Annotated in this window: 28 protein-coding genes; 12 read left to right on the top strand and 16 right to left on the bottom strand. The window is 50.5% G+C overall.

Annotated features, from left to right (window positions below):
* Position 1 precedes the first annotated feature (1 nt).
* Together RYZ26_RS08070 and RYZ26_RS08065 are read left to right on the top strand one after the other, a co-directional pair.
* Positions 2-748, top strand: a complete 747-nt coding sequence (locus tag RYZ26_RS08070; RefSeq protein WP_317682676.1) for a competence/damage-inducible protein A — start codon at positions 2-4, stop codon at positions 746-748.
* Positions 745-1,032 carry a hypothetical protein gene (locus RYZ26_RS08065; RefSeq protein ID WP_317682675.1) on the top strand — a complete coding sequence of 96 codons (288 nt, stop codon included), beginning with the start codon at positions 745-747 and terminating at the stop codon, positions 1,030-1,032. The genes RYZ26_RS08070 and RYZ26_RS08065 overlap by 4 nt, the downstream gene beginning before the upstream one ends.
* On the opposite strand, the gene RYZ26_RS08060 is transcribed toward RYZ26_RS08065, so the two are convergent.
* Genes RYZ26_RS08060 through RYZ26_RS08050 form a run of 3 tightly spaced genes read right to left on the bottom strand, consistent with a single transcriptional unit; the run spans position 1,026 to position 5,232 of the window.
* Positions 1,026-1,217, bottom strand: a complete 192-nt coding sequence (locus tag RYZ26_RS08060; RefSeq protein ID WP_317682674.1) for a hypothetical protein — start codon at positions 1,215-1,217, stop codon at positions 1,026-1,028. The genes RYZ26_RS08065 and RYZ26_RS08060 overlap by 7 nt on opposite strands.
* A complete protein-coding gene (bluB, locus tag RYZ26_RS08055; RefSeq protein ID WP_317682673.1) occupies positions 1,214-1,849 on the bottom strand; it encodes a 5,6-dimethylbenzimidazole synthase in 636 nt (211 codons plus the stop codon). The genes RYZ26_RS08060 and bluB overlap by 4 nt, the downstream gene beginning before the upstream one ends.
* A 59-nt stretch (positions 1,850-1,908) precedes the next feature.
* Complete coding sequence (locus RYZ26_RS08050; protein ID WP_317682672.1) at positions 1,909-5,232, bottom strand: EAL domain-containing protein; 3,324 nt, start codon at positions 5,230-5,232, stop codon at positions 1,909-1,911.
* Positions 5,233-5,475: 243 nt separating this feature from the next.
* Here RYZ26_RS08050 and RYZ26_RS08045 point away from each other — a divergent pair, with 243 nt between their 5' ends.
* Positions 5,476-5,634 (top strand): hypothetical protein, encoded by a 159-nt coding sequence (locus tag RYZ26_RS08045; RefSeq protein ID WP_317682671.1) that lies wholly within the window; start codon positions 5,476-5,478, stop codon positions 5,632-5,634.
* A 4-nt stretch (positions 5,635-5,638) separates the two neighbouring features.
* Here RYZ26_RS08045 and RYZ26_RS08040 read toward each other — a convergent pair whose 3' ends face one another.
* The 4 genes from RYZ26_RS08040 to RYZ26_RS08025 all read right to left on the bottom strand — a co-directional run bounded on the left by RYZ26_RS08040 (position 5,639) and on the right by RYZ26_RS08025 (position 9,062).
* The gene (locus RYZ26_RS08040; protein WP_317682670.1) at positions 5,639-6,112 is read right to left on the bottom strand and encodes a MarR family winged helix-turn-helix transcriptional regulator; all 474 of its coding nucleotides are present in this window, start codon (positions 6,110-6,112) and stop codon (positions 5,639-5,641) included.
* Positions 6,113-6,195: 83 nt separating this feature from the next.
* Positions 6,196-6,807 carry a phenylacetic acid degradation protein PaaY gene (locus RYZ26_RS08035; protein WP_317682669.1) on the bottom strand — a complete coding sequence of 204 codons (612 nt, stop codon included), beginning with the start codon at positions 6,805-6,807 and terminating at the stop codon, positions 6,196-6,198.
* A gap of 105 nt (positions 6,808-6,912) precedes the next feature.
* On the bottom strand, positions 6,913-8,571 hold the full coding sequence (gene paaN, locus RYZ26_RS08030) for a phenylacetic acid degradation protein PaaN (protein ID WP_317682668.1): 1,659 nt from the start codon (positions 8,569-8,571) through the stop codon (positions 6,913-6,915).
* Positions 8,572-8,612: 41 nt separating this feature from the next.
* On the bottom strand, positions 8,613-9,062 hold the full coding sequence (locus RYZ26_RS08025; protein ID WP_317682667.1) for a flavodoxin domain-containing protein: 450 nt from the start codon (positions 9,060-9,062) through the stop codon (positions 8,613-8,615).
* Positions 9,063-9,286: 224 nt separating this feature from the next.
* On the opposite strand from RYZ26_RS08025, the gene RYZ26_RS08020 reads away from it, so the two are divergent.
* From RYZ26_RS08020 to paaK, 7 genes are all read left to right on the top strand, one after another.
* Positions 9,287-10,054 carry a Phenylacetic acid catabolic protein gene (locus RYZ26_RS08020; RefSeq protein ID WP_317682666.1) on the top strand — a complete coding sequence of 256 codons (768 nt, stop codon included), beginning with the start codon at positions 9,287-9,289 and terminating at the stop codon, positions 10,052-10,054.
* 67 nt (positions 10,055-10,121) lie between these two features.
* Positions 10,122-10,925 carry an enoyl-CoA hydratase-related protein gene (locus RYZ26_RS08015; protein ID WP_317682665.1) on the top strand — a complete coding sequence of 268 codons (804 nt, stop codon included), beginning with the start codon at positions 10,122-10,124 and terminating at the stop codon, positions 10,923-10,925.
* A gap of 3 nt (positions 10,926-10,928) precedes the next feature.
* Positions 10,929-11,720: a 2-(1,2-epoxy-1,2-dihydrophenyl)acetyl-CoA isomerase PaaG gene (paaG, locus tag RYZ26_RS08010; protein WP_317682664.1), complete on the top strand. Its 792-nt coding sequence runs from the start codon at positions 10,929-10,931 to the stop codon at positions 11,718-11,720.
* Positions 11,721-13,262: a 3-hydroxyacyl-CoA dehydrogenase gene (locus RYZ26_RS08005; RefSeq protein WP_317682663.1), complete on the top strand. Its 1,542-nt coding sequence runs from the start codon at positions 11,721-11,723 to the stop codon at positions 13,260-13,262. It abuts the gene before it with no gap.
* Positions 13,255-13,692: a hydroxyphenylacetyl-CoA thioesterase PaaI gene (gene paaI, locus RYZ26_RS08000; protein WP_317682662.1), complete on the top strand. Its 438-nt coding sequence runs from the start codon at positions 13,255-13,257 to the stop codon at positions 13,690-13,692. Before RYZ26_RS08005 ends, paaI begins: the two co-directional genes overlap by 8 nt.
* Positions 13,685-14,878, top strand: coding sequence for a 3-oxoadipyl-CoA thiolase (gene pcaF, locus RYZ26_RS07995; protein WP_317682661.1), 1,194 nt, complete (start codon positions 13,685-13,687; stop codon positions 14,876-14,878). The genes paaI and pcaF overlap by 8 nt, the downstream gene beginning before the upstream one ends.
* Positions 14,879-14,928: 50 nt before the next feature.
* Positions 14,929-16,233, top strand: coding sequence for a phenylacetate--CoA ligase PaaK (gene paaK / locus RYZ26_RS07990; RefSeq protein ID WP_317682660.1), 1,305 nt, complete (start codon positions 14,929-14,931; stop codon positions 16,231-16,233).
* 101 nt (positions 16,234-16,334) lie between these two features.
* On the opposite strand, the gene RYZ26_RS07985 is transcribed toward paaK, so the two are convergent.
* The 9 genes from RYZ26_RS07985 to RYZ26_RS07945 form a co-directional block, all read right to left on the bottom strand.
* Complete coding sequence (locus RYZ26_RS07985; protein ID WP_317682659.1) at positions 16,335-17,174, bottom strand: formylglycine-generating enzyme family protein; 840 nt, start codon at positions 17,172-17,174, stop codon at positions 16,335-16,337.
* A gap of 155 nt (positions 17,175-17,329) precedes the next feature.
* Complete coding sequence (locus RYZ26_RS07980) at positions 17,330-17,902, bottom strand: hemerythrin domain-containing protein (protein ID WP_317682658.1); 573 nt, start codon at positions 17,900-17,902, stop codon at positions 17,330-17,332.
* A gap of 63 nt (positions 17,903-17,965) precedes the next feature.
* A complete protein-coding gene (locus tag RYZ26_RS07975; protein ID WP_317682657.1) occupies positions 17,966-18,670 on the bottom strand; it encodes an ABC transporter ATP-binding protein in 705 nt (234 codons plus the stop codon).
* A gap of 4 nt (positions 18,671-18,674) precedes the next feature.
* Complete coding sequence (locus RYZ26_RS07970) at positions 18,675-19,430, bottom strand: ABC transporter ATP-binding protein (RefSeq protein WP_317682656.1); 756 nt, start codon at positions 19,428-19,430, stop codon at positions 18,675-18,677.
* On the bottom strand, positions 19,427-20,362 hold the full coding sequence (locus RYZ26_RS07965) for a branched-chain amino acid ABC transporter permease (protein WP_317682655.1): 936 nt from the start codon (positions 20,360-20,362) through the stop codon (positions 19,427-19,429). The genes RYZ26_RS07970 and RYZ26_RS07965 overlap by 4 nt, the downstream gene beginning before the upstream one ends.
* Positions 20,362-21,237, bottom strand: a complete 876-nt coding sequence (locus tag RYZ26_RS07960) for a branched-chain amino acid ABC transporter permease (protein WP_317682654.1) — start codon at positions 21,235-21,237, stop codon at positions 20,362-20,364. Before RYZ26_RS07960 ends, RYZ26_RS07965 begins: the two co-directional genes overlap by 1 nt.
* A gap of 118 nt (positions 21,238-21,355) precedes the next feature.
* Entirely contained in the window at positions 21,356-22,525 is a 1,170-nt protein-coding gene (locus RYZ26_RS07955; RefSeq protein WP_317682653.1) for an ABC transporter substrate-binding protein, read from the bottom strand.
* Positions 22,526-22,700: 175 nt separating this feature from the next.
* Positions 22,701-23,102, bottom strand: coding sequence for a hypothetical protein (locus tag RYZ26_RS07950; protein ID WP_317682652.1), 402 nt, complete (start codon positions 23,100-23,102; stop codon positions 22,701-22,703).
* 30 nt (positions 23,103-23,132) lie between these two features.
* Positions 23,133-23,960, bottom strand: a complete 828-nt coding sequence (locus tag RYZ26_RS07945; RefSeq protein WP_317682651.1) for a Phenylacetic acid catabolic protein — start codon at positions 23,958-23,960, stop codon at positions 23,133-23,135.
* Between the two features lie 370 nt (positions 23,961-24,330).
* Here RYZ26_RS07945 and paaX point away from each other — a divergent pair, with 370 nt between their 5' ends.
* Both paaX and RYZ26_RS07935 read left to right on the top strand, forming a co-directional pair.
* Positions 24,331-25,302 (top strand): phenylacetic acid degradation operon negative regulatory protein PaaX, encoded by a 972-nt coding sequence (gene paaX, locus RYZ26_RS07940; protein WP_317682650.1) that lies wholly within the window; start codon positions 24,331-24,333, stop codon positions 25,300-25,302.
* Positions 25,299-26,570, top strand: coding sequence for an FAD-dependent oxidoreductase (locus tag RYZ26_RS07935; RefSeq protein ID WP_317682649.1), 1,272 nt, complete (start codon positions 25,299-25,301; stop codon positions 26,568-26,570). The genes paaX and RYZ26_RS07935 overlap by 4 nt, the downstream gene beginning before the upstream one ends.
* The last annotated feature ends 48 nt before the right edge of the window (positions 26,571-26,618 follow it).

Below are 26,618 nucleotides of genomic sequence, written 5' to 3'. Positions count from 1 at the left end.
TATGACAAAATCCGTTACGGCCTGCATCCTTATCATCGGTAACGAAGTCCTTTCCGGGCGCACAAAGGATGTAAACCTGTCCTTTTTAGGCACAGCCTTAAATGAACTTGGCATTCAGGTTCGCGAAGCCCGCGTCATCCCCGATGTGGCCGACACCATCGTTGAAACGGTAAATTACGCGCGCAAGACCTATGACTATGTCTTCACCACAGGTGGAATCGGTCCGACCCATGATGACATTACGTCTGAATGTGTGGCGCGCGCCTTTGGTCTGGATTTCGGCCATAACGCGCAAGCGGTTGCCATTCTGAAAAGCCACTATAAGCCGGAAGATTTAAATGAAGCCCGCCTGCGCATGGCCCGCACCCCAAAAGGCGCGATCCTGATTGAAAACCCGATTAGCAAGGCACCGGGTTATCAGGTGGAAAATGTTTTTGTGCTGGCGGGTGTACCCAAGATCATGCGCGCCATGTTTGATAACCTGAAAGACCGTTTAACGGGTGGGGCGACTGTTCTTTCCCAGACCGTCACCACCAATCTGGGCGAAGGCATTATTGCTGGACCTTTAAGCGATATCCAAACCCGATTTGAAGATATCGATATCGGAAGCTACCCATATTTTAAGGAAGGCAATTTCGGCGTCAGTCTGGTGATGCGATCAACCGATGAGGCCCGCATTGATGAATGCAGCAAAATCATCAAAGACATGGTTGAAAATCTGGGCGGAAAGCTTATCTCTTCATCATGAAAAAGCCTTTAGAAAACCTCCATTGGACAGCACAAATCACCCTGACTTTTCTGTTGAAACATCTGGTTTCAGGTGTGTTTGGCGGCTTTGTGTTTGGTACATTGCTGTTGTATTTCGATGTCAGCAATCTCTGGACCCTGATTTCAGGCACGTCTGATGGCTGGCTGGTGGTCATCATGCTTTATAGTGGCCTTGCACTTACCTTTGGCAGTATCGCCATGGGATGGGGGATTTTCAGCCTGGCTCAGGAACGTGACGAACCCGTCGATAAGACCTATTACTGATCACGCTCGTTACGAAATGCAATGATCACACCTGCCCAAACCGCGATGGGCAGCAAAAACATCGTGTTGTTCAACCAGTGTTCTTCCTGACCTTGCGTAAACACCACCACAAAGGAAATCCACACAATTGAAAAGATGGCCGCCACCAGTTGCCAGAACCGTCTTGTTTTAAATTTCTCATTCATCGTGTCAGTACCGTTCTTGAAAAAGGCAATCGTTCTTGCCAGCCTGTGCGCACCAGTTCCGGCACGTCATGTTCTGCTTCCGGGTAGCCGATACAAAGATATGCGATCAACTCCCAACTGTCTTCCTGAATATCCAGAATTTTTTTCACCGTTTCCGGCTCAATGATTGATACCCATCCCAAACCAATCCCTTGCGCCCGCGCACTCAGCCACAATGTCTGAATGGCGGAAACGACGGAATATTTAAGAGTTTCCGGCATGGTTTTTTGCCCCAGACCCTGCCCCACCTTGGTTTCTGTCGCACAGAAAACAGCAACATGGGCCGGCGCATCATCCATCCCGGACAGTTTAAGCGCAGCATAGCTTTGCGCCTTGTCCCCATCATAATCTTTCAGCGCGTCCTGATTACAGGCTTCAAAATTATCACGCACGGCTTTTCTGCGTTGTGCACTTTCAACCTTCACAAATCGCCAGGGCTGGCTATTACCCACAGATGGGGCAAGCGTTGCAGTTTCCAGCAATTGATCCAGCAACCCATCCGGCAGTGCATCAGTTTTAAAATGGCGTTCATCGCGGCGCCATTTAAACAGATCGTCTAATTTTTTTTGAAAAGCATCATCAAAGGTCGGCATAAAAACTGTGGGTCCCTGTGTTTATTGTTATAAACTTTATAAACCGACCGGATCACAGGTCAAGCATTCAGCGTGTTACAAAAGTGGTGAAAGCCTTTTTCATCCACAGGTTTGCTATAAAAATACCCCTGAATGAAATCACAGGCCTGCCTAGTGACAAAATCTTTCTGCAACTGGCTTTCCACCCCTTCGGCCACCACCTTGATCCCCAGTTTATGGGCCATGACGATGATGGCTTCAACCAAGGCGGCATCGCCCTCATCACTCTCAATATCCATGATGAAGCTGCGATCAATCTTTAAAACATCAAACGAGAACCGTTTCAAATAGTTCAGCGAAGAATATCCGGTGCCGAAATCGTCCAGTGCCACCTTGAACCCCTGAGCCCTGATGTCTTCCAAAAGCTTGGCTGCCCCTTCCGGGTCCTGCATCACCAGTGTTTCGGTAACTTCCAGCGTCAGAGAAAGGGGGGAAACGCCAGCCTCATTCACCACCTGCATCAAATCTTGCAACAGGTTTTCATTCTGCAACTGACGGGTAGACAGATTGACCGCCACACGCACATCCTTCATTACCGGGTCATGTTGCCATTTGTTGACCTGGTCACAGACCTGCCGCAAAACAGAATCCCCGATCATGTTGATCAGCCCGGTTTCTTCGGCAATCCCAATAAAATAGCCCGGTCCAATCAGGCCCCGACGCGGATGTTCCCAACGCACCAAAGCTTCGCAGGACACAACACGTCCGGTTTTCACATCTACAACGGGTTGGTAATGCACGACAAATTCATCGCGTTCCAGCCCCCGGCGCATATCGCCTTCCAGGATCATCTGCTGGTGGGCTTCTGCGTTCATTTCCGAGGTAAAGAAACGGAAGTCATTGCGTCCGCCTTCCTTGGCGCGATACATGGCCGTATCGGCATTACGCAATAGCAATTCAAGTTCTGCCCCATCATCAGGGAAAACCGTAATCCCGACACTGCCGGACACAAAGATTTCATGGCCAGAAATGTTAAATGGTTCGGCCAACGCCGCCAAAACCTTGCGTGCAACCTTTTCCACATCAATCGTATGTTTCAAGTCCGGCAAAACAATGGTGAATTCATCGCCGCCCAGCCGTGAAACCGTATCTGTTTCGCGTACACATTTGGAAATCCTGACTGCGGCTTCTTGCAACAGCATATCCCCGGTATTGTGGCCCAGTGTGTCATTGACCCATTTAAAGCGGTCCAGATCCAGAAACATCAGCGCGACCTGCGTATCCTGACGCTTGGCGCGCATCATGGATCGACTTAGGCGATCCAGAAACAGGTTGCGGTTGGGCAGGTTGGTCAGCGCGTCATAATTCGCCTGATGACGGATCAGTTCTTCTGCCTTCTTGCGTTTGGTGATGTCGCTAAAGACCGCCACATATTGCGAAACATTTTTGTCCGGATCATAAACGGCCGAGATCGACAGCCATTCCGCATAAAGGTCGCCATTTTTGCGTCGGTTCCAGATCTCACCTTGCCAACGCCCGGTCTTTTGCAGCTGCTTCCACATGCGGTTATAGAATGATTTATCGTGACGCCCTGAGCTCAAGAACCCGGGGTCACGGCCCAGCACTTCCTGTTCGCTATAACCCGTCACATGGGTAAAGGACGGATTGACCGCCTGAATGCGATTTTGCAGGTCGGTCACCACGATGGCTTCGGATGTGGTATCAAACACAGTCTGGGCCAGACGCAGTTCATTTTCTGACAACTTGCGTTCAGTAATATCCATCACCGCACCGACAATACCGGCCTTGCCATCGGGACCAATGAAACGGGCTTTATGAGCAACAACATGGTGGGTACAATCGGACCGGTTAAAGGCATCTTCCACAACAGCATTGCCGCCAGTTTCTAACAGTTGCGCATCCACATGGGTGAATTTTTGACTTTCCTGCGGATAGAAATCTTCCATCTTGCGCCCGATGATCTCATCCTTGGGCTGTTCAAAAAAATCAGCCATCGCCGTGTTGCATCCGGCATACAGCCCGTCAGCCCCCTTGTAATAAATCGGCGTTGGCACCGCATCGATGACCGTCTGCAAGAACTCCGCCTGATCGTTGATGGATTGAACCTGTTTGTAATGTTCAATCGTCACCCCAGCCAAAGATACGTTTTTTTTCATAAACTCATGGCTTTTAAGTCGATCTTTCTCACTGATCTGGTCTGTGAAAAAGGCACAAAAAGCACCGATGATCGTTTGTTTGGATGAATAGATCGGTTCTGTCACGATATCGGCCATGCCCGCGCTTTCCATCCAGGTGCGTGCAAGACAGGTATCACAAGACAAATCCCCTTCATCATCAAGCAGAAAGCCACATGATCCTCTAACCAGATGGCAAGTCTCATCGATCCCGGTGTTGCGCAGTTTCAAGACAAAATCAGCGGGTAAATTGGGCGCACTTTCGAGATGGAACTTACCTTGATCTGTCACAGAGAAAATCGCGAAATAAGCCCCGATTTTCTGATCTTCCAACGTCAGCGTCAATTCATCCAGCACCGTTTCCAGTGGGCGCAACTTCGCGAGTTTCTCCAACGTGCGATGTTGGCCTGCGACAAAACTTTCAGCGCGATGACGATCGGATATATCGTGAATGATCGAATAAAGATGTGCCTTACCATCAACATCAAGCGGACCGGAATGGACCTCCACATGTCGGATCGACCCGTCGGCCACTTGATGCTTAAAATAAAAGTGCGTACGGCGTTCTTCCTTTGCCAACGCCATTTCAGAAGACACTTCTTCAGGGCTCAGCGTATTAATATCACTGATCTTTTTATCAAGAAGGTCTGAAAGATCATATCCGTAGAATTCACAAGCGGCCTTATTGGCATCAACAATTTTCCCATCTTCCGGATCAATGATTAAAAAGGCAGCCTGACACCCCTGAAACAGCTGGCGGTATCTTTTTTCACTTTCCTCCAGCGCAGCATGAGTCTGTTTCATCTGTTTTTCCAAACCATGCACATGAAGCGCACGAAGAACACCACGTTCCAATTTATCGAAAAATTTCTTACCCTTGGTTTTCTTGATAAAATCCAGCGCACCTGATTGCATGGATTCAATCACCAACTCCTGATCACTGGCCCCGGTCAACATGACAACGGCAACATCAATGCCATCTGCGCGGATTTCTTTTAACATCTCAAGTCCGCTGATGCCCGGCGACATGTAGTGGTCCAGGATCACCAGATCAAAGGGCTTTTCACGCAAGACAGCCATGGCTTCATTGGCACTGGCACAACTTTCCACAGCGTAATTTTTCTGTTCGAAAAAATACGCGACCAGTTTCAACATGACCGGATCATCATCGACGACCAGAATGGAAGCTTCTAGTTTTTTTTGAGACATCTCTTTACGTTTGTTTCCCAGGCGTATTTTGTTTCTTTTTGCCGCCACTGTTTTTCGTGACGTTCCATAGATGCAAGAAAGTTTGATAATATGAAAGCAATATTACACGATCGCTCACGGGTTTTATATGTATCTTTCCGTAGTATGAGAAATTGATCCTGATCGACAAGAATAAGACTTGAAAACCACACCACACCCTGTGCACAATCAGGTCCAGATATTTACAGCATCGGAGATTTCATCATGCCTTTTCAACTTCTTCTGCCCTGGCTGGCCATGCTCCCCATGATTTATGGCAGCACATTGATCGGCGTTCCGATGTTTCTGGCGATCTTCATCGCAGCCCTTGGCCTTTCCGCCATGCATATCTGTGACACAATGTGTTCGAAAGAAGAGACTTAACGCCTTACGACAAAGACGCCGCGCGTTTGGACAGTTTGTGCAAAATCTTGTCCAGCGCGGCATATTCTTCAGTTGAAAGCGATGCGCTGACATCATCTTCAAAGTCCAGCGCCAGTTTGCCTAGCGTGTTAAAGACTTCACGGCCCTTTGGCGTCAGGGTCAACAGGCTGCGGCGGCGATCCACCGTATCACCTTCGCGCGCGATCCATTCTTTCTTTTCCAGGCGGGAAACCGCGCGGGAGACCTGCACCTTGTCCAGATGGGAATGGGATCCGATTTCATGGGCGCTTTGTGGTTCCTGATGACCCAGATTTGCCATCACCCGCCATTCGCCGATAGACATGTTATATTCCTGAGAATAGCGCTTGGCGAAGCCTTCGCTCATCATATGAGCAATCACGGCCATGCGATAAGGCAAATACTGATCCAGAATTAAGTCCCGCTGGACATCATCTTCATCATCATCACGCAGTAACATCGCTATACCCTTGACCCATTTTCAACCAACCGTTCTTTTATAACGTCTAGAGATGGTTTTGTGCAAGTGCGAGAAGATATTCTTTAGCTTTTCGTTTCAAACAAGGGCTTCACATCGCCACACGGCATGCGTCCGCGATTTTCTTCCACCTCGCGCAGAGGAACGGCGGGTTTCATGGTGGTGAGGGAGCGAACGGCCAGGTCCTGATATTCCTTGGTCCCAGCCCGTTTCCAGGCGAATTCCTCATCTGAGACTTCGCGCATGACTTTTGCGGGCATACCACCGATCAGGGATCGTTTCTCAAATTTTTTGCCCGCACGCACAAAGGCAGAGGCCGCGACGATACATTCCGGGCCAATCTCTGCTCCGTCCATAATCACCGCATTCATGCCGACCAGCGCATCTTCGCCGATAATGCAGCCATGCAAGACGGCACCATGTCCGATATGGCCGTTTTTCTTTACAACCGTATCCGTGCCCGGGAAGCCATGCATCACGCAGGTATCCTGAATGTTTGATCCTTCTTCCAGAATCAGACGTCCGAAATCCCCGCGCAGGCAACAGGCGGGCCCCACATAAACGCCCGGCCCAACGATCACATCGCCAATCAGGATGGCGTCGGGATGGACAAAAGCGGTTTCATCAATCACAGGGACGATTCCGTCGATTTCATAGACTTTGGGGGACATGGGCATGGTATTTGGTCCTAATCTCTAAATAGCGTCATCCCCGCGAAAGCGGGGACCCAGCAGAAGGTTTTCTAGGTTCCCGCTTTTGCGGGAATGACACAAGAGGAAAAATCAACGACGGCTCTGCATCACACGGAAACGACCGGACACGAAATTGCCATCGGTCAAAGCCGCGTTGGCTGCCGGGTTCGCACCTGTGGCATGGAAATCAGAAAAGGCAGCTGATTGGTTTACAAAAACACCACCCGTCAGGTTGATCGACAGGTTCACGCCCGCATCAAGGGCTGCTTCTTCAACTGCTTCAATCACGTTTTCATGTTTGGAATAAAGCCCCAAGGTAATCGCACCATTTTCAGAGATCGTCTGACCCATCTTGGCGATACTGTCTTCGGTATTTTCCGTTGCGATCAAAAAGACGATGGGTCCGAAAACTTCTTCGGAATATTTTTCAACATCTGCCCCATCCAGCTTGATGATAACAGGGGTGTGGCATTGGGTGCCTTTAAACATGGGATGATCAATCTGTGTTGTATCCAGTACAACATCGCCCATCTTTTTGGCCTCTACCATACGATCAAGAATAGCTTTGTTCTGAACTGCACCCAGAACTTCCACCGCACGTTCCGGCACACTGAGGAATTTTTCAACACCGCCTGCGATGGCAGAAGCCACATTATCAAAGCTCATTTTCTCGCCATTGACCTCAATCCCGTCTTTGGGGATGAAGATATTTTGCGGGGTGGTACACATCTGCCCGGAATAGAGAGAAAAGGTGAAAGACAAGTTGCGCGCAATCCCTTTGATGTCATCAAAGTCGTCAATAATGATCGCATTCACGCCAGCTTTTTCCGTATAGACCTGTGCTTGTTTGGCGTTGTCTTCCAACCAGTTCCCGAACTCGCTGGACCCGGTAAAGTCAATCACACGGGTATCTTGGTGCAATGCAAATTCTTTGGTGATTGGAGCCTCCAGCGTATCAACCGCCAGACAGACAAGGTTCGGATCAATCCCAACTTCGCTCAAGACTTCGCGGATGACACGCACGGTAATCGCCAAAGGCAGAACTGCGCGCGGATGAGGTTTTACGATCACCGCGTTGCCTGTCACCAATGAAGCAAACAGGCCAGGATAACCATTCCATGTCGGGAAGGTCGCACAGCCAACCATCAAAGCAACACCACGCCCAACAGCGGTATACTTCTTGGTCATTTCCAGTGGATCATGCTTGCCCTGCGGTTTCACCCATTCGGTTGTTTCCGGATGACGCGCCATTTCGGCATAGCCATAGGCCACGGCTTCCAGACCACGGTCCTGCGCATGGGCACCACCTGCTTGAAAAGACATCATGAATGCCTGACCTGTTGTATGCATCACAGAAAAAGCGATCTCAAAGCTTTTTGCATTTAACCGTTCCAGAATTTCCATACAAACGCCCGCACGACCCTTTGCCCCGAGCTTACGCCATGCTGGCATGGCTGCTTTGGCAGCACGCATCATACCTTCAACATCCGGTGCCGGATACTGAACGTTCAGTTCCACACCAAAGGGGCCATCTTCTGCACCGACTGTGCCGCCAGAGGTTGGCTGGTCAATTTCAAACGTCTTGCCAAGATGCGACTGAAACGCCTTGATCCCGTCATCCTGTGCGGTCTCGCCATAGCTGCGCGGACTTGGCATTTCTTTATAGCCGGACCAGTACCCCCGCGTTTTGGAAGCTTCGATGGCTTGTTCCAGTTTTTCCTGATGACGTTCAAATAGCTCGAGGCTCATGACAATATTTCCTGTTAATGAATTCTGTTGTGTTCTTGTTCTTAAAGAAGGGACAGCCACTCTTTGACCCAATCAATGGCTTCTTCATCGGGCAACGGTTGGGTACAGGCATCCACTTCCAGACGGTCGCCAATGCGTTTTGCCCCGCAGGCCGTAAAGACCGCATCCATATCCTTGCCCGCCTGACAGAAAGTATCTGAATAGGTCTGATCGCCCAGCGCAATCACACCATATTTCATATGCGACAAATCCGGTGTCTCTTCTTTCATGGCGTCATGCAGCGGGATGATATTGTCCGGCAATTCGCCCAGCCCGTGGGTGGAACAACTTAAGATCACGGTCTCATGACCTTCCAATGCGTCCAGCCCGTCGTCAAAATCTTCGACGATTTCCACAACATGGTCCAGGCGGCTCAATTCATCATTCAGCGCTTCAGCCACCATTTGGGCATTTCCGGATTCTGTCCCTACAAAAATGACAATGTCGGTCATGGTTTCACTCGTTCTTTTTAATCTTTAAGCCTGTGTTTCCCTTAATAAGCTGCCGCTTGTGCACCCCTAAAAAAGGACCCTGTGTATTTCTTTTAACATTATTGTTTGAATATTTCTAATTTTTTTGATACTAAATTTATAGAAAGTTGTCTAGTTTTGTATCGTATTTAATTTGATACAGTCAAAACGACACCAAAAAACATGCCTTTGACAGTGAGGAAACCATGACCAAGAACGAAGATGCTTTATTGGCACGCATTGCAAATAACGAAAAACTGACAGCGCAAGATGACCTAACCCCCGGATATCGTGGGGAATTGCGCCGCTTGATGGTTGCCTTTGTCGATTCTGAACTGGCAGGTGCAGCAGGTTTCGTCGATACCATCAACAAGGCACCCGGCATGCGCGAACGCTGCACGGCCTCGCGAATCGTTTCTGAAAAATTTGATCACGCCCAGCAGGTTCTGGAACTTCTGGAAGAATTTGGCGTCAACACGGACCTTTATGTCCAGTCCCACCCATGGGATGCGCGCCTGTCACGCACCATTGACCTGGGCAACCGCCGCATTGGCGGGGACAAACGTCTGAACGTGCTGCACTACCCCTACGAAGGCTGGCTGGACAGCGTGGTCATGAATATGCTGATGGGGCTTGCCTCCTGCATTCAGCTGGAAGAGATCTCGCACTGTTCCTACACGCCGCTTTCCTCCGTTATGGGGCAAATTTCTGCGCGCGAAGGCGAACATGCAGAATTGGGGCGCAAAGGCCTGACCAAGGCACTTGAAAACGGCTACAGCCTTGAAGCAGCACAAGCTAGCGTGGACTACTGGTACCCGCGTGTTGCTGCCACTTTCGGCAGCACCGATTCCCAACGATTTGAACAGGATAAAGCCTATGGCCTGCGCAAAACACCGAACGCCGATCTGCTGGCAAAATGGGAAACACGCATTGCGGAACAACTGGCCCGTATCGGCCTTGAAGCCCGCACCTGATTAAAACTTATCATTTTCAAACGATACTATTTATTTTTTGTATCACGTTTATGATTGAGAGAATAAAATGAGCGATAATACGCCCCCCTACCTGGAAGGATGTGAGGATATCCGGACTGTACTTGATGCAGACCATGTCCTCACCATCACCCTGAACCGCCCGAAGGCACGAAATGCCCTTCGCACCCAGTTGCTGGGCGAAGTGGCTGCCGTACTGATCAAAGCCACATCCGACGACGATGTCCGATGCGTTGTTTTGACGGGCGGGCCAAAGGTCTTTGCGGCAGGCGCTGATATTACAGAGATGGCGGATAAAACCCCTGTCGATGTGATGAATGATCCGCGCAGTGGATATTGGCGCACCATCCGGGACTTCCCCAAACCCATGATCGCGGCCATCAATGGTTTTTGTCTGGGCGGCGGAAATGAACTGGCCATGCATTGCGACATCCTGATTGCAGGCAGCAACGCACAATTTGGTCAGCCTGAAATTAATCTGGGCATTATCCCCGGGGCCGGTGGCACGCAACGGCTCACCCAATTGATCGGGAAATCCAAGGCAATGAAGCTGGTGCTGTCTGGTCAGTTTATGAATGCTTTTGATGCGGAACGCGCAGGACTGATTGCAGAGGTTTGTGAGCCGGAACTGACCATCGACAAAGCAATGATGCTTGCTAAAACAATTGCCACCAAGCCGCCAGTTGCTGCGCGCCTTGCCAAAGAGTCCGTTCTGAAAGCAAGTGATGCACAACTGACCGAGGGCATTGCCTATGAAAGAAAATCTTTTGCAACCTTGTTTGCAACCGAAGACAAACAGGAAGGCGTCGCTGCCTTCATGGAAAAACGTAAACCCACATTTAAGGGACGCTAAGAAATGAGTTATGAAACCATCCTTTTCGAAAAGAAAAACGGATACGCCAAAATCACACTGAACCGCCCGGACGTGCTGAACAGCTTTAACGAAGTCATGCATCTGGAACTACGCGAAGCGTTGAAAGACAGCCAGAAAGATGATGGCGTGCGCGCGATTTTGCTGACAGCTGCTGGTCGTGGTTTCTGCGCAGGCCAGGACCTGGGCGACCGTGCGGTCACGGGTGATGAAGGTCCGCGTGACCTGTCCCAAACCATTGATAAATTCTATAACCCACTGGTGCGCCTGATCCAATCCATCGAAAAGCCGGTGGTCTGTGCCGTTAACGGTGTGGCCGCAGGTGCCGGGGCCAATATCGCATTGGCTTGTGACATTGTTTATGCGGCGAAATCAGCGAGCTTCATTCAGGCCTTCTGCAAGATCGGGTTGGTGCCAGACAGCGGCGGGACATGGTCTTTGCCTAACCTTATTGGCATGGCACGCGCCAAGGCTTTGGCTATGCTGGGCGATAAAATCCCGGCAGAACAGGCCGAAGAATGGGGCATGATCTGGAAATGTGTCGATAACGATTCATTGGTTGAAGAAACCGAAGAACTTTGCGCAAACCTCGCCCAGCAACCGACCTATGGCCTGGGGCTGATCAAACGCGCGATGAACGCCGCGCCCACAAATACCATGGATCAACAACTTGATCTGGAACGCGACTTGCAAAAGCTGGCAGGTTTCAGCGATGATTACAAAGAAGGTGTGAATGCCTTCCTTGAAAAACGCAAACCAAACTTTACAGGTAAATAAATGTCAGCTCTTTCTTCTACAGATACAGTCGCGGTTATTGGTGCAGGAACCATGGGGGCAGGCATTGCCCAGGTGGCAGCCAAGGCAGGCCATCCGGTCCTGCTGTTTGACGCCATGGATGGGGCCGCACAAAAAGGGCTGGATCTGGCCGCCAAAGGGTTGGACAAGCTGGTTGCGCGCGAGAAAATGACGCAAACAGATCGCGATGATCTGATCAACCGCATCACCGTGGTCAACAGCCTTGCTGATCTTGCCCCTGCCAAGCTGGTTGTGGAAGCCATCATTGAAAATCTGGAAATCAAACAGGATGTGTTTGCTCAGCTGGAAGAGATTTGTTCAGATGACACCATTCTTGCATCTAATACGTCATCCATTTCATTAACGGCGATTGGTGCGAAACTGAAACATTCCAACCGTTTAGTGGGGATGCACTTCTTTAACCCCGCACCGATCATGAAGCTGGTGGAGGTTATTTCCGGGCTGACAACTTCAAATGAAGTAGCACGTTGCATTTACGAAACGTCACTGGCCTGGGGTAAAAAACCGGTCCATGCCAAATCCACACCGGGCTTTATCGTCAACCGCGTGGCACGCCCCTTTTATGCCGAAGCTTTACGTGTTGTGGAAGAAAGCACAGCGGACGTCACCACCATCGACGGCATCATCAAACAGGCAGGCGGTTTCCGCATGGGGCCTTTTGAATTGATGGATTTGATCGGCCATGACGTAAATTATGCGGTAACCACCACCGTCTGGTCCGCCTTTTATAATGATCCACGTTTCCTGCCATCCCTCGTTCAAAAAGAACTGGTGGATGGGGGCTTGCTGGGGCGCAAAACCGGACGTGGTTTTTATGATTATGCAGATGGTGCATCTAAGCAAGAAATCCAGACGGCCCCCAAAGGTCTGAAACCCTCCAAAATCATTGTGGAAGGTCATATGGGTGCTGCCGAAGTGCTGGTGGAACGTATGGTCAAGGCTGGCCTTGATGTTTACCGCGTAGAAGAAGAAGACAGTGTGGTGGATCGCATCACGGTTGGTCACACACATCTGATGCTGACCCCGGGCATGCTGGCAACCGAACTGGAAGCATCCCTTCCATTTGAAGATGACAATGAAGCCCTGGTTCTGTTTGATCTGGCGATTGATTATGCCACAACTGAACGCATCGCCCTTGCACCGTCAGAACGTGCCGATGAAGAACATGTGGCTGAGGCTTGCGGGTTCTTCCAAGCATTGGGGATTAAGGTTTCCGTTCTGGATGACGTGCCCGGCCTGATCAATGCGCGCACCATCGCCATGATCGTGAATGAGGCAGCCGACACGGTTTATAAACAGGTCTGCACCATCGAAGATGTCGATCTCGCCATGCAAAACGGTGTGAATTACCCGAAAGGCCCACTGGCCTGGGCGGATGAAATCGGACCGGACTATATCTCGGCAGTGATTGAAAACCTTGCGCGCACCTATGGGGAAGATCGCTATCGCGTTTCGCCATTGCTGCGTCGGAAAGTAAACGCGGGGGCATATTTCCATGACTGAGATGACCCCGCAACAACTGGCTGAAGCCACCCATGCAGCCATGTATGAAAATGATTTCAAGGCTCAGGAATTGGGTATTGAGATTGTGGAGATTAAACCGGGCTATGCCCGTGCCACCATGACGGTGAAAAAATCCATGCTGAATGGCCATGGCGCAACCCATGGCGGATCGACATTCAGCCTGGCCGACACGACCTTTGCCTATGCCTGTAACACTTATAACAAGGTCACTGTGGCCTCAGGCTGTGACATCACCTTTTCTGCCCCGTCCCATGAAGGCGACGTTTTGACGGCAGAAGCAAAAGAAACATTACTGATGGGACGATCCGGCATTTACGACGTGACCATCACCCGCCAGGACGGCGAGGTTGTCGCCCTTTTCAGGGGGCGATCAAGAACAATATCAGGGGAAGTAATCAAAAATGACTGAGGCTTATATCATCGATGCCATCCGCACACCCATCGGCCGTTATGGCGGCGGCTTATCCGGCGTACGTGCAGACGATCTGGGCGCCGTGCCCATGCGTGAATTGATGACACGCAACCCGGATGTGGACTGGTCACTGGTGGATGATGTGATCTATGGCTGCGCCAATCAGGCGGGTGAAGACAACCGCAATGTGGCGCGCATGTCATCGCTTCTGGCAGGTCTGCCCACAACGGTGCCCGGCACGACTGTGAACCGTCTGTGCGGGTCTGGCATGGATGCGGTCGGTCTGGCGGCGCGTTCCATCAAGGCAGGGGATTGTGACCTGATGATTGCGGGCGGTGTGGAAAGTATGTCGCGCGCGCCCTTTGTCATGCCGAAAGCAGAAACCGCTTTTTCTCGTGCCAATGCCGTCTATGACACCACCATCGGCTGGCGGTTCGTCAACAAACTGATGGAAAAAGAATACGGCATCGATTCCATGCCGGAAACGGCAGAAAATGTCGCAGAAGATTTCAACATCAGCCGCGAAGATCAGGATGCCTTTGCGCTACGGTCTCAACAAAAGACCAAAGTCGCACAGGACGGCGGCATTTTCGCTGAAGAAATCGTACCCGTCACCATCCCACAACGAAAGGGTGACCCGAAAATCGTTTCAAGCGATGAACATCCACGCGGCGATACGACCATTGAAACGCTATCAGGTTTGCGCGCCCCGTTCCGCAAAGGTGGCAGCGTGACAGCAGGCAATGCATCCGGCGTCAACGACGGTGCCTGTGCCTTGTTGCTGGCATCAGACAAAACAGGGTTAAAACCGCGCGCCCGAGTGGTTGCCATGGCGACAGCCGGGGTAGAACCGCGCATCATGGGCATTGGCCCGGCACCAGCTTCACAAAAGGTGCTGGCAAAAGCGGGGCTGACACTCAACGAAATTGATGTGATTGAACTGAACGAGGCCTTTGCCTCACAAGGACTGGCTGTCCTTCGTGAACTGGGTCTTAACGATGATGATCCGCGTGTAAACCCCAACGGCGGGGCCATCGCCCTTGGTCACCCCTTGGGCATGAGCGGGGCACGTTTGATCACCACGGCGCTTTATCAGCTGGAACGCACGAATGGACGATATGCCCTTTGCACCATGTGTATTGGCGTGGGTCAAGGCATCGCAACCATTATTGAACGACTATAAAAAATAAAAGACGTTAAAAGATACAGGGAAGTCTGGGAGGACTAAAGGAAATGCAGAAAACAGATGTGCCTTTATTAGGCGAATTAGACCCGATTGAAAAAGCAAGCGTGGATGAACTGCGCAGCCTGCAATTAAAACGGATGAAATGGTCACTGGAACATGCTTATCAGAATGTATCCTATTACCGCGCCAAATGTGTGGATGCCATGGTGCACCCGGATGACCTGAAACATCTGGATGATCTGGCGAAATTTCCGTTCACGACCAAGGAAGACCTGCGCAAGGCCTATCCGTTTGACAGCTTCGCTGTCCCCATGGAAGAAGTGGTGCGTGTCCATGCCTCCAGCGGAACGACAGGCAAACCGACCGTTGTGGGTTATACTAAACAAGACCTGAAAGTCTGGGCAGGTGTGGTTGCCCGTTCCCTTCGTGCAGCAGGTGTGAACCACCATGACCGCGTCCATGTGGCTTATGGATATGGCCTGTTTACAGGCGGTCTTGGGGCGCACTATGGGGCAGAAGAACTGGGTTGCACCGTCATCCCCATGTCTGGTGGTCAAACAGAAAAGCAAGTCCAGCTGATCCGTGATTTTGATCCAGACGTCATTATGGTGACACCATCCTACATGCTTGTCATTGCTGATGAAATGGAACGTCAAGGCCTGGACCCACGCGAGATCAAGCTGCGTGCGGGTATTTTCGGTGCAGAACCCTGGACCAACAAGATGCGCGATGAAATGGAAAGCCGTCTGGGCATCGACTGTCTGGATATTTATGGCCTGTCCGAAGTCATCGGCCCTGGTGTGGCACAGGAATGTCTGGAAACAAAAGACGGCCCGACCATCTGGGAAGATCATTTCTATCCAGAAATCATCGACAAGGAATTCAACCCCATCGCGGATGGTGAAATGGGGGAAATGGTCTTTACGTCCCTGACCAAAGAGGCCATGCCGGTCATTCGTTATCGCACCAAGGATTTGACCCGCCTTCTGCCGGGCACGGCGCGTACCATGCGTCGCTTTGACAAAATCACCGGACGATCTGATGACATGATGATCATCCGGGGTGTCAACGTTTTCCCAAGCCAAATCGAAGAACAGGTCTTACGCGATGAACGTCTAAGCCCGCATTACCATCTGATCCTGACCCGTGATGGTCATCTGGATAAGCTGGCGGTACAGGTGGAACGACGCGAAGATGGCAGCAGTGATGATGACGAGATCAAAAAGAAACTGTCCCATCACATTAAATCCTATATCGGGATTTCCACCAAAATTGACGTTTTGGAACCGGGTGCCATCCCGCGTTCACAAGGCAAGGCGGTTCGGGTCACCGATAACCGACCAAAAGAATAAAACCTCCTCCCCTGTTCCCCGGCGAAGGCCGGGGCCTCTTCAAGACAGAACTCTGATTTTGAGAGGCCCGGCCTTCGCCGGGAAACGGGGATTTTTTTATCCTATAGCCCCTGATCCTGACCGTCACGCGCAACTCTAAAGCCGATATCGTTAAGCGGGATATCCGGGTTCCAGCCTTCCCGGTTGGAACTGCGCAACGACCAGGCATTTTCCAGCCAGGATCCACCCCGGATAACCCGGTGGCAACCTTTATTCCCCACAACTGCTTTTGGGTAATGACCTTCAAAGCGACGATAGGCATCTGCCCAGTAACAATCCTGCGTCCATTCCCAGACATTGCCCAGCATATGATGCAGACCAAAGGGGTTGGGCGGCATGCTATAGACAGGGGCCGTTGCATCATACTGATCCTGACAGTCAGTCAGGCAATTGGCGATATGACCGGGTAATCCTTCGCCCCACCAATATCGATTTAACGTTCCCGCCCGTGCAACATATTCCCATTCCCCTTCGCTTAGCAGGCGATAAGACATGCCTGTTTTTTTACTGATCCATTCCGTATAGGCCAAGGCATCGCGCCAACGCACACAGACGACCGGATGATTTGCCATCTGATCAAACCCCGGATTATGCCAGTTTGCCGTTTTACGTTTGAGAAAATGGCCTTCAAATAACCCAGCGCAGGCTTCCGCCAGTTTGTAATCGGGCTGATCCTCCAGAAAAGCAGCAAACTGCTGACGGGTGATTTCACCCACAGAAACAGAAAAGCTTTTCAGGATGGGCACGAGAAAGGCACCACCGTTTTTGGCGCGTTCATCATCATGCCCCACATTGGGGATCGCCCCCATATAGAAATGCCCGGGCTTAATGCGCACCATCACAGGGCAGTTTTGACAGGCCTGACCATCCTGCATGACATCCTGAAAAATCTCCTGCGCCATCCCCAATTCAGGGCGACTTAAGGATGCAAGACATATCAGTGCAATTATGTATAAAAAACGGGTCATCCTTTTCATATAGGGAGTAAAAAGACAAAAAAAAGCCGGTACCGATGAAGGTACCGACTGAGGTCACGCCTATGGGTCGTTCGTGATTTCTAGCGTCTTCCGCCGCCAAGGCCGATCGGGGCCGGGGCAAGGAAGGTAATATCGGATAAAAGCTTTCTGAATTTGCTTTTGGGTACATCACCAAAAACAGGGTCTTCATTTTCATTAAAGGCCGCATCAATCGGCGCCCAGTCCTCTTCTGTCAGGACTTTTTCTGCCAATGGCATAATGACATTATCTTCCAGCTTCATATGTTCACGGTGCGCCTGAAGATAATCTTTCAAGGCATCGATCACTTTTTCCACCTGACCGGGGTGCTTGTCCTTCATCGCCTGGAAATGAACTTCCAGCTTCTGGCGATGTTCGGTGCCTTGACGGTGCTGTTCTTCCAGTTGCATGATCACGTCGTTGACCTCGGACGTTTTCTTAAGCAGTGCCGGGAAAAGATATTTATCTTCTTTCGGGTGGTGCATGGTATCAAGGAATTCCTCGATATAGGACATGATCTTTTCAAACAGTTCATAATCCACATCATCGGGGCGAAGGCGCCCGGATTCCAGATCAAGCACAAGCTGGTTCAACACATGCAAAACCGTGTTCAGGCTCAGGTGTTCCCGCTTCATTATATCAATTGCTCTAGGCATAGCTCACCCTTCAATTCAAATCATTATGATCGCAAATATGCGTTAAATTCCCAGATAAGCTGCTTTCACAGTCTCATCATTCAACAGATTGTCCCCGGTGCCTGTTAACGAGATTTTACCCGTTTCCATGACATACCCCCGGTCCGCCACCCGCAAGGCAGCCGTTGCGTTTTGTTCCACCAGGAAGATGGTCACACCCTGTTCTTTCAATTCTTCCACGATGGCGAAAATTTCCATCACCAACACGGGCGACAAGCCCATGGAGGGTTCATCCAGCAAAAGAAGACCCGGACGTGACATCAAGGCACGCGCCATGGCCAGCATCTGTTGCTGACCACCAGACAGCGTGCCAGCTGCCTGATTGCGCTTTTCTTTCAGGATGGGGAAACGGCCATACATCTGTTCCAGATCAGCCGCGATTTCGGCCTTGTCCGATTTGGTATAGGCACCAAGGCGGATATTGTCTTCAACCGACAAGGCGGTAAAGACCTGACGTCCTTCCGGCACTTGCGCGATACTTAAGCCAACACGTTTTTCAGCCGCCATGGATGTAATATCCTGACCTTCAAAACTGACAGTGCCATCTGTTGCAGGTTGCAAGCCGGAGATGGTGCGCAGCAAGGTCGTCTTGCCCGCACCATTCCCGCCAACGAGGGCAACCAGCTCCCCTTCGTTGACTTCTAAAGACACACCATGCAGGGCCTGAATACGGCCATAGTGACTGGTGAGATTATCAATTTTCAACATGTCCTTAGCCCCCCAGATACGCCGCGATAACATCAGGATTATTGCGCACTTCGTGTGCGGTGCCTTCTGTCAGTTTGCGTCCATAATCAAGAACCAGAATATGATCGGAAATTTCCATCACCATCTTCATATCATGTTCTACCAAAACAACCGTGATACCGCGTTCTGCCACTTTCTTGATGACCTCATCAATCTCGCGACTTTCCGCCGGGTTCAGACCTGCTGCCGGTTCATCCAGCAGCAAAATCTTCGGCTTGGAGGCCAGCGCGCGTGCGATTTCCAGACGTTTCAGCGCGCCATAAGGCATGCTTTCGGTGTCCGTGTCCGCATAGTCTTTAAGCCCAACAAAATCCAGCAGTTCCAGACAGGTTTCGCGACAATGGCGATCCCCGTCCTTGATGGTCGGCAGACCAAAGAAAGACGATAAGAAACTGCGGTTCAGGTGCAGGTGTGCACCCACCATCACATTTTCGATCGCTGTCATGTTAAAGAAAATCTGCAGGTTCTGGAACGTGCGACTCATGCCGCGTGCAGCCAGTTCGAACGGTTTAAATCCAGTGACGCCTTCATCATCATAAAGTACACTGCCGGATGTCGGCGTATACACCCCGGTGATCAGGTTAAAGAGCGTGGTTTTCCCCGCCCCGTTTGGCCCAATGATGGAATGGATGGTGCCAGGATTGATGGTAAAAGACAGATCATCGATGGCTTTGACACCGCCAAATTCGATGGACAGATTGCTTACTTTCAACAAAGTCATGACTTGTCCCCCTTCTTAAAGAGGTCGGCCAATGTGGGCACCAACCCTTTCGGCAGGAAGATCATAGTCAGCATCAAAATCAGACCAAAGACCAGATGTTCAAAATCATGCAGGAAGGTCAGAACCTGTGGCAGGATCGTCAGGATTGCCGCGCCAATGACCGCCCCGAATGTGGAGGCCATCCCGCCAAAGACCACCATCACCACCAGTTCGATGGAATGGAAGAAGCCTGCGATATCCGGGGTGACGAAGTTGGAATAATAAACCCCAAGGCTACCGACCACACTGGCAAAGACACCGGAGACCACAAAGATCAAGACTTTATAGTGCGTGGTATCCACACCGACAACTTCAGCCGCCACTTCCGATCCATGAACCGCACGTAACGCACGACCGATGGGGGAATGGATCAGGTTGAGCGATGCCCAGACACTGAAGATCAGCAGACCACCGATCAGCCAGTACCAGTGGATCTGATCCGTCATAAAGGACAGGCCATCCACATACATGCCGTCCGGCCCACCGGTATATTGATCTTCGGTATTGATCACGATGGAAATAATGATCCCCATCCCCAATGTCGCCATGGCCAGATAGTGACCTTTCAGCTTCAAAATCGGTCGCGCGATGACAAAGCACAGCAAGCCTGTAAAGACCGCAGCCGCCACCATCGCAACCAGCGGGTCCCATTCCTGGTTCATGGTCAGGATGGCACTGCCATAGGCGCCAAGTCCCACGAATGCCCCATGACCGAGACTGATTTGCCCGGCATAACCGATCAAGAGGTTCAGCCCGATACAGACAATAGCGTTAAAGAAAATCAGGATGGCAATTTCGATTTGGAAAGCATTATCCAGGAACAGCGGCAGAATAGCGATGATCGCCATCAGGATCAGGATACCGCCTGTTCTGGGTGATTTTAGATTTGTCATTATACGCGCTCCGTCCCGGTTTTGCCGAACAGACCGCTCGGTTTAAAGAACAGAACCAACAGGATCAGGACAAAGGCAACCGCGTCTTTATATTCAGACACCCAATAACCTGCGCCCATAGCTTCGGCGATCCCGACGATCATGCCGCCAGCCACGGCGCCCATACCATTGCCAAGCCCACCAAGAATGGCTGCGCAGAAGCCTTTCAGACCCAGCATGATACCTGCTTCAAAATTCGTTAAGGTAATCGGCGCAACCAGGATCCCAGCCGCCGCGCCCAGGGCTGCAGACAGACCAAAGCTGATAAACAACACCAGGCGTACGTTAATCCCCATCAGTTGGGCTGCATCCCGGTTGAGCGACGTTGCGATAATCGCTTTACCCATCATGGTGCGTTCAAAGAAATAACGCAGCGCCAGAACCAACAGGACAGTGACGCCCAACACCCACAGACTTTGCGGCAGGATCGTTGCCCCACCAATATGGATGGGTTCATCCCCGCTAAAGGCCGGAATGGCATGAAACTCTTTACCCCAGACCACCTGCACCAGACCGCGCATCACAATAGATGCCCCGATGGTGATAATGATCAGAGTTACGACCGAAGCACCGCGTGCGGGTGCGATGGCAAACCTTTCCAGCCCAAAGCCAAACAGGGTGGTCAGCGCGATGGCTGCCAAAATCGCAACCGGCATGGGCAGACCAAGGCCTAAGAAAAAAACCGTGCCCATCCCGCCCATCATGACAAATTCGCCCTGGGCAAAGTTGATCACGTGAGACGCGTTATAAATAATGGAAAATCCCAATCCGACCAGCGCATAAGTCGCGCCAAGTGTCACGCCGGAAAATAGAAATTGTAGAAATTCTGCACTCATTTCTGACAATCTTTCGTGTAGATACAGTTCACCTGTTGTTTCCTATACCCCATAGAAAACATCTCGGCATTTCTTGCGAGACGGGAGTGACGCTTAAGTCACTCCCAAACGCTTATCGTTATTTAACGATTGTCCAGTCACCGTTTTTGATTTCCAGCATTTTAAACGCTGAAAGATCAAGACCAAGGTGATCTTTTGCAGACATGTTCACAACACCACCGGTGCCAACATAGCCGCTTGTTTTTTCAATCTCGTCACGAACAGCAGATTTATCTGTGCTGCCTGCGCGAACGATCGCAGCGACAGCCAGTTGCAGGCCGTCATAGGCGTGCCCACCGAATGTGGAAACAGACCCGCCATACGCTTCGGAATAAGCTTTGGAGTAAGACTGAACAACGGGCTTTTGTGGATCATTGTCATCCAGCATATCAGCAACCAACAAAGCAGCAGCAGGAAGACGAACGCCTTCAGCAGCATCGCCTGCCAGTTCGATATATTTACGTGACGCTACACCATGTGACTGATAAAGCGGCGCTGTCATACCCAGCTGGTTATAGTTCTTGGTCACAATCGCAGGACCCTGACCGAAACCAGCGTTTACAATCGCCTGTACGCCATCCACACCTTTGATCTTTGTCAGCTGTGCTGTCATGTCCGTATCTTTTGGGCCGTAAGATTCAGAAGCTGCAATGTCAATGTTGTAAGCCGGGGCAAGTTTTGTACATTGGCCTTTCATGGACTTGCCAAAACCACCTGTACCAGAAATCATGGCGATGGTTTTCAGACCACGGGCTTGCAGATCTTCAAAAATTTTACCGCAGGCCATTTTATCTGTGTGTGGTGTCTTGAAAACCCAGCTTTTCACAGGTTCAACAATCGCAACCGCACCTGCAAGCGAGACAAACGGGATTTTGGCTTTTTGTACGATCGGCACAACAGCCATAGTCGCACCGGATGTAGAACCGCCCACGATGACATCAACCTTATCCTGACTGACCAGACGTTTCACAGCCGTGATCGCTTTTTTGGAATCAACACCAACGTCATATTGAACCAGTTCGATCTGACGACCCAGCACGCCGCCCCCCTTGTTCAGTTCGTCAATATAGAGTTCCAGTGTTTTCAGTTCCGGATCACCCAGAAAAGATGCAGGACCCGTTACAGAAAGGAACGTCCCGATCTTGATCGGATCAGCCGCATTCGCGTCCGTTACACCAAAAGAAACCGCACTGGCAACCATCCCCAATGCAGCAATTGTCTTCTTAAGTCCGTTTTGACGTGAAGTCATAATCTCTTGCCTCCCATAGACAATATTGTTGAACGTTATTAGTCGTTTATTTGTTTGCTCGCATGATTAATTGTTCATGCTTTTAATTGTTTCAATTGAAACTAAGAAAAGAAATACTCATCGTCAAGAAAAATTAGCAATCCCTGTTAGATGAGTATCTCTTGTTCCTTGTTTTTTACGCCGCGTTTTCCTTCAGCAAAGCCTGCACTTTCTCACGAGCTTCACCGAAATCTTCCACGCTATGTTCATAACGATCACGCGCCACGGCATAATCTTCCACCAGGTCCGTATTGATACTTTCCTTGAAGATACTGACATGAAGGCGTTCACATGCATCCAGATAGTGATCCGCCAGCAAACGCACTTTCATATAATCCTGTGCCGCCTTTTGATGATCTGCATTCAAATCATCATAGGCAGGAACCTGACCTTCCGGCAGCGGGAAGTCTGCGCGCAGCAGGTTCCACATTTCAGCCCAGTCATCACGGGTTTCTTCCCCTTCAAAATGGACATAGCCGAATTTGGACAGCACACTGCGACCGTTGGAGAAAAGTGTATTTGGTAGTTCGGGAATCATGTGTAACGCCTCCGTAAATCTTATCTTGAGTTAGCTTGCAGCTTTGGAAACCTGAACATCAAGTTCAGCAGCTTCGTAACCGACACGCATGTCGTAATCAGCTTCAACGCCTTGTGGCATTTCCAGCCCGACTTCTTTCAGGCGCGACTCCAGCAGTTCCAGATATTCTTCCTGCAATTCTTCCGGCTTCTTCACTTTGATGCCGTACTCATAGTATTTGTCAAACATGGCAGATTGCTGTTCACCCGGCTTAGATGGACGACCGTAGAAACCCAGACCAACTTTCATGAATTTTTCAATACGTTTCTGCATGAACTGACGTGTTTCTTCCCCGCCAAATTCGATGCAGCGCTTGGAAGCCCAGACGCCGAACGCCAGGTGGCCGTATTCTTCTTTATGGATACGCACGTTTACACGCGCCCATGGCAGGTAAGAACATTCACGATACTGCCCAAGGAAGGCAACAGCCGCCGGTGTTACAACGGTTGAGAACAGCGCAACATCTTCCCAGCATTCAAACAACTTGGACCAGTTCTCTTTACGGAAACCGTTAATCACAGTCACCTTTTCAGGATCAGGATTGTCCGGGTTTTGCACAAGGTGCTGCAAACGTTCATCCACATTTACACCCAGATCAGACATCAGGTTCCAGACATAATAGCCGTGACCCATTTCTTCCATCACCTTTTTCGACAAACGATAGGCTTCTTCAGGACGCGGGGCGAAACGCATATTTTCAGCCACACGCTGTGCGCCTGCATATTCAGAATCTGCCTGAAAGCTCATCAGATTGAGCAAGAGCTTTTTGTACTCTTCCGGCAGTTCATCCCCTTTATCGTAAGTCTTCCAGTTAGCCATTGGCTTCCTCCCACTGTAAAAAATCAATATTCAGGTGCTTTAAGCGGCCCGAAATTTATTATATGACACACTTAATGATTCTTTTAATAGATTATTGTATCATTTTAATTTCGTCAAACGGTTTTTCTTGCCCTTTCCAAAAGCAGCCATAAAACCCATATAAACCCTTATATATTTCAAGCTTCTACAATCTGAAAAAATTATTTCATTTGATACGTTACATAATATGTTACACTTTTTATCGTGACATAGTTAAAAACGGTAACTATTATAGCCTGCGGTGGAGATAACGCTGAAATCAACGGCTGCATGTGCTATGACTGTGGCTTAGATTTCCTCCCCCAAGCTTAAGGACAAAGGCCGAAGACCAATGACCAGAAACAGAAAAATTCATGATGCAATCATTGATTTACGCGACAAGACAACCTTGCGCGCCAAGTCATTATTGGTGACTGTTTATGGTGACGCGATCCTGCCCCATGGCGGATCGGTCTGGTTGGGCAGCCTGATTAATCTGGTCGAACCCCTGGGTCTGTCTGAACGGATGGTGCGCACTGCCGTCTTTCGTCTTTCAAAAGATGAATGGCTGACCTCCAACCAGATTGGACGACGCAGCTATTATAAACTGACCGAAATTGGACGACGTCGGTTTGAAACCGCGCACCGTCGCATCTATGCCTCCCCACAAAAGTCCTGGAACGGGGAATGGCTGATGGTCATTGCCAATAAATCCAACCTGACGCAAGACGTGCGCGATCAGTTACGCAAAGAATTCGAATGGCTTGGTTTTGGTATTGTATCGCCCAACGTTTTTGCCCATCCGGCAGCCGACATCCGTGCGGTGCGTCAAATCATTCAGGATTTAAATGTAACCGATCAGGTGGTCACCATGGCCGCACGCGCAGATCGCCAATCCGGCACAGCACCACACCGTAATATGGTGCACAGCAGCTGGGATTTGGATCTGCTGTCCAAGGATTACAATAATTTTCTGGAAGCCTTCCGCCCGCTTTATCATGCCTTAAGCAGCGAAACGAACATCGATCCGGAAAGCGCCTTTTTGGTACGCACCCTTTTGATCCATGAATATCGCCGCATCATGCTGCGCGACCCCATGTTGCCGGATGAACTTCTGCACACAGACTGGCCCGGTTCTACCGCCGCGTCCCTGTGCGCCAATCTTTATCGTCTCTGCACCCCAAGTGCGGAGAAACATCTTGAAAGCCTGCTGGAAACAGCAGAAGGGCCCCTGCCCGATGCCAGCCCCTATTTCTTCAACCGCTTTGGCGGTCTGGAAGGCATTGTCGAGGCGGCCCCAAATGAGGAGATCGTCACCCTATGAGTGCCAAAATCGCCATCATCGGTTCCGGACCCAGTGGATTCTATGCCGCTGACACATTCGCCAAAAAACTGAAAGGCTGTCAGATCGACATTATTGACCGTCTGCACACGCCCTTTGGGCTGGTGCGCGCGGGCGTTGCCCCGGATCATCAGGGCACCAAAAATGTCACCCGTCAATTTGAACGCACCATGCAAAATGACAATGTGCGCTTTGTTGGCAATGTAGAAATCGGCCGTGATGTCAATTTTGCAGAACTCAAAGACCTTTATGACATCGTCTTCCTCGCCATCGGGGCGTCTAAAGATCGCAAGATGGGCATTGTGGGTGAAGATTTGAAAGGCGTTTATGGCTCCGCTGAATTTGTCGGCTGGTATAACGGCCATCCGGATTTCGTCGATCTCGCCCCGGTTCTTGGCCCAAAAGGTGTCGTTATCATCGGCAATGGCAATGTGGCTATAGATATCGTACGTGTGCTCGCGAAATCTTCTGATGAAATGGAAGGGTCCGACCTTTGCGTTCACGCAGAAGAAAAAATCCGCAGTGCCAATGTTGCCGACTTTTATATGGTGGGTCGTCGGGGGGCTGCACAAGCGGCCTTTACGCCATCAGAAGCGAACGAGCTGGGCCACCTTCAGGAATGTCACCCGGTGATCCTGAATGATGACCTGACAGAAACACCTGTCGATGACGATCCAAAAGCCTTGAAGAACAAAGAAAAGAATCTTGAAATTCTGAAAGAACTCACTGGTGCAGAACGCGGCAGCAAAGACAAAACGCTGCACATGCAGTTCTGGGCCAAACCGATTGCCATTCTTGGTGATGACCGTGTGACAGGCATCAAACTGGAACGCACCCATCTGGTCGATGGTAAAGTGCGTGGTACGGGCGAAACCTTTGAGATTGAAGCCTCATCCGTCATTTCTGCCATCGGATACGAAACCGCGGCCTTTGAAGGTCTGCCCATGGACGGCACCATCGTTAAAAATACCGACGGTATTGTGACTCCCGGTGTCTATGTCTCCGGCTGGGCAAAACATGGCCCACAAGGCACCATCCCGACCAACCGTAAAGAATCCATGGAAATGGCAAAACGCGCCATTGAAGATTTTGCAGACGCCAGCGACAAGGAAGGCCCGGCGGGTCTGGACAAGCTCCTGTCTGAGCGCGGCGTCATGTCGGTTGATTTCGATAATTGGAAAGTACTGGAACAACAAGAAATAGATGCCGCGCGCGAAGGCCGCGTGCGTGAGAAGATTGTTTATTTTTAGTTGCTCTGTACTCCCGTCACCCCTGCAAAGGCAGGGGTCTCACCAGCG

It is taken from the genome of Terasakiella sediminum (assembly GCF_033100395.1).
Classification (GTDB): Bacteria; Pseudomonadota; Alphaproteobacteria; order Rhodospirillales; family Terasakiellaceae; genus Terasakiella.
This window is presented reverse-complemented; position numbering and strand designations above follow the sequence as displayed.

Bases quoted from the DNA above. Each gene is read 5' to 3' on its own strand.
- RYZ26_RS08070 (WP_317682676.1), top strand. From the start codon at position 2: ATGACAAAATCCGTTACGGCCTGCATCCTTATCATCGGTAACGAAGTC.
- RYZ26_RS08065 (WP_317682675.1), top strand. From the start codon at position 745: ATGAAAAAGCCTTTAGAAAACCTCCATTGGACAGCACAAATCACCCTG.
- RYZ26_RS08060 (WP_317682674.1), bottom strand. From the start codon at position 1,217: ATGAATGAGAAATTTAAAACAAGACGGTTCTGGCAACTGGTGGCGGCC.
- bluB (WP_317682673.1), bottom strand. From the start codon at position 1,849: ATGCCGACCTTTGATGATGCTTTTCAAAAAAAATTAGACGATCTGTTT.
- RYZ26_RS08050 (WP_317682672.1), bottom strand. From the start codon at position 5,232: ATGTCTCAAAAAAAACTAGAAGCTTCCATTCTGGTCGTCGATGATGAT.
- RYZ26_RS08045 (WP_317682671.1), top strand. From the start codon at position 5,476: ATGCCTTTTCAACTTCTTCTGCCCTGGCTGGCCATGCTCCCCATGATT.
- RYZ26_RS08040 (WP_317682670.1), bottom strand. From the start codon at position 6,112: ATGTTACTGCGTGATGATGATGAAGATGATGTCCAGCGGGACTTAATT.
- RYZ26_RS08035 (WP_317682669.1), bottom strand. From the start codon at position 6,807: ATGCCCATGTCCCCCAAAGTCTATGAAATCGACGGAATCGTCCCTGTG.
- paaN (WP_317682668.1), bottom strand. From the start codon at position 8,571: ATGAGCCTCGAGCTATTTGAACGTCATCAGGAAAAACTGGAACAAGCC.
- RYZ26_RS08025 (WP_317682667.1), bottom strand. From the start codon at position 9,062: ATGACCGACATTGTCATTTTTGTAGGGACAGAATCCGGAAATGCCCAA.
- RYZ26_RS08020 (WP_317682666.1), top strand. From the start codon at position 9,287: ATGACCAAGAACGAAGATGCTTTATTGGCACGCATTGCAAATAACGAA.
- RYZ26_RS08015 (WP_317682665.1), top strand. From the start codon at position 10,122: ATGAGCGATAATACGCCCCCCTACCTGGAAGGATGTGAGGATATCCGG.
- paaG (WP_317682664.1), top strand. From the start codon at position 10,929: ATGAGTTATGAAACCATCCTTTTCGAAAAGAAAAACGGATACGCCAAA.
- RYZ26_RS08005 (WP_317682663.1), top strand. From the start codon at position 11,721: ATGTCAGCTCTTTCTTCTACAGATACAGTCGCGGTTATTGGTGCAGGA.
- paaI (WP_317682662.1), top strand. From the start codon at position 13,255: ATGACTGAGATGACCCCGCAACAACTGGCTGAAGCCACCCATGCAGCC.
- pcaF (WP_317682661.1), top strand. From the start codon at position 13,685: ATGACTGAGGCTTATATCATCGATGCCATCCGCACACCCATCGGCCGT.
- paaK (WP_317682660.1), top strand. From the start codon at position 14,929: ATGCAGAAAACAGATGTGCCTTTATTAGGCGAATTAGACCCGATTGAA.
- RYZ26_RS07985 (WP_317682659.1), bottom strand. From the start codon at position 17,174: ATGGCGCAGGAGATTTTTCAGGATGTCATGCAGGATGGTCAGGCCTGT.
- RYZ26_RS07980 (WP_317682658.1), bottom strand. From the start codon at position 17,902: ATGAAGCGGGAACACCTGAGCCTGAACACGGTTTTGCATGTGTTGAAC.
- RYZ26_RS07975 (WP_317682657.1), bottom strand. From the start codon at position 18,670: ATGTTGAAAATTGATAATCTCACCAGTCACTATGGCCGTATTCAGGCC.
- RYZ26_RS07970 (WP_317682656.1), bottom strand. From the start codon at position 19,430: ATGACTTTGTTGAAAGTAAGCAATCTGTCCATCGAATTTGGCGGTGTC.
- RYZ26_RS07965 (WP_317682655.1), bottom strand. From the start codon at position 20,362: ATGACAAATCTAAAATCACCCAGAACAGGCGGTATCCTGATCCTGATG.
- RYZ26_RS07960 (WP_317682654.1), bottom strand. From the start codon at position 21,237: ATGAGTGCAGAATTTCTACAATTTCTATTTTCCGGCGTGACACTTGGC.
- RYZ26_RS07955 (WP_317682653.1), bottom strand. From the start codon at position 22,525: ATGACTTCACGTCAAAACGGACTTAAGAAGACAATTGCTGCATTGGGG.
- RYZ26_RS07950 (WP_317682652.1), bottom strand. From the start codon at position 23,102: ATGATTCCCGAACTACCAAATACACTTTTCTCCAACGGTCGCAGTGTG.
- RYZ26_RS07945 (WP_317682651.1), bottom strand. From the start codon at position 23,960: ATGGCTAACTGGAAGACTTACGATAAAGGGGATGAACTGCCGGAAGAG.
- paaX (WP_317682650.1), top strand. From the start codon at position 24,331: ATGACCAGAAACAGAAAAATTCATGATGCAATCATTGATTTACGCGAC.
- RYZ26_RS07935 (WP_317682649.1), top strand. From the start codon at position 25,299: ATGAGTGCCAAAATCGCCATCATCGGTTCCGGACCCAGTGGATTCTAT.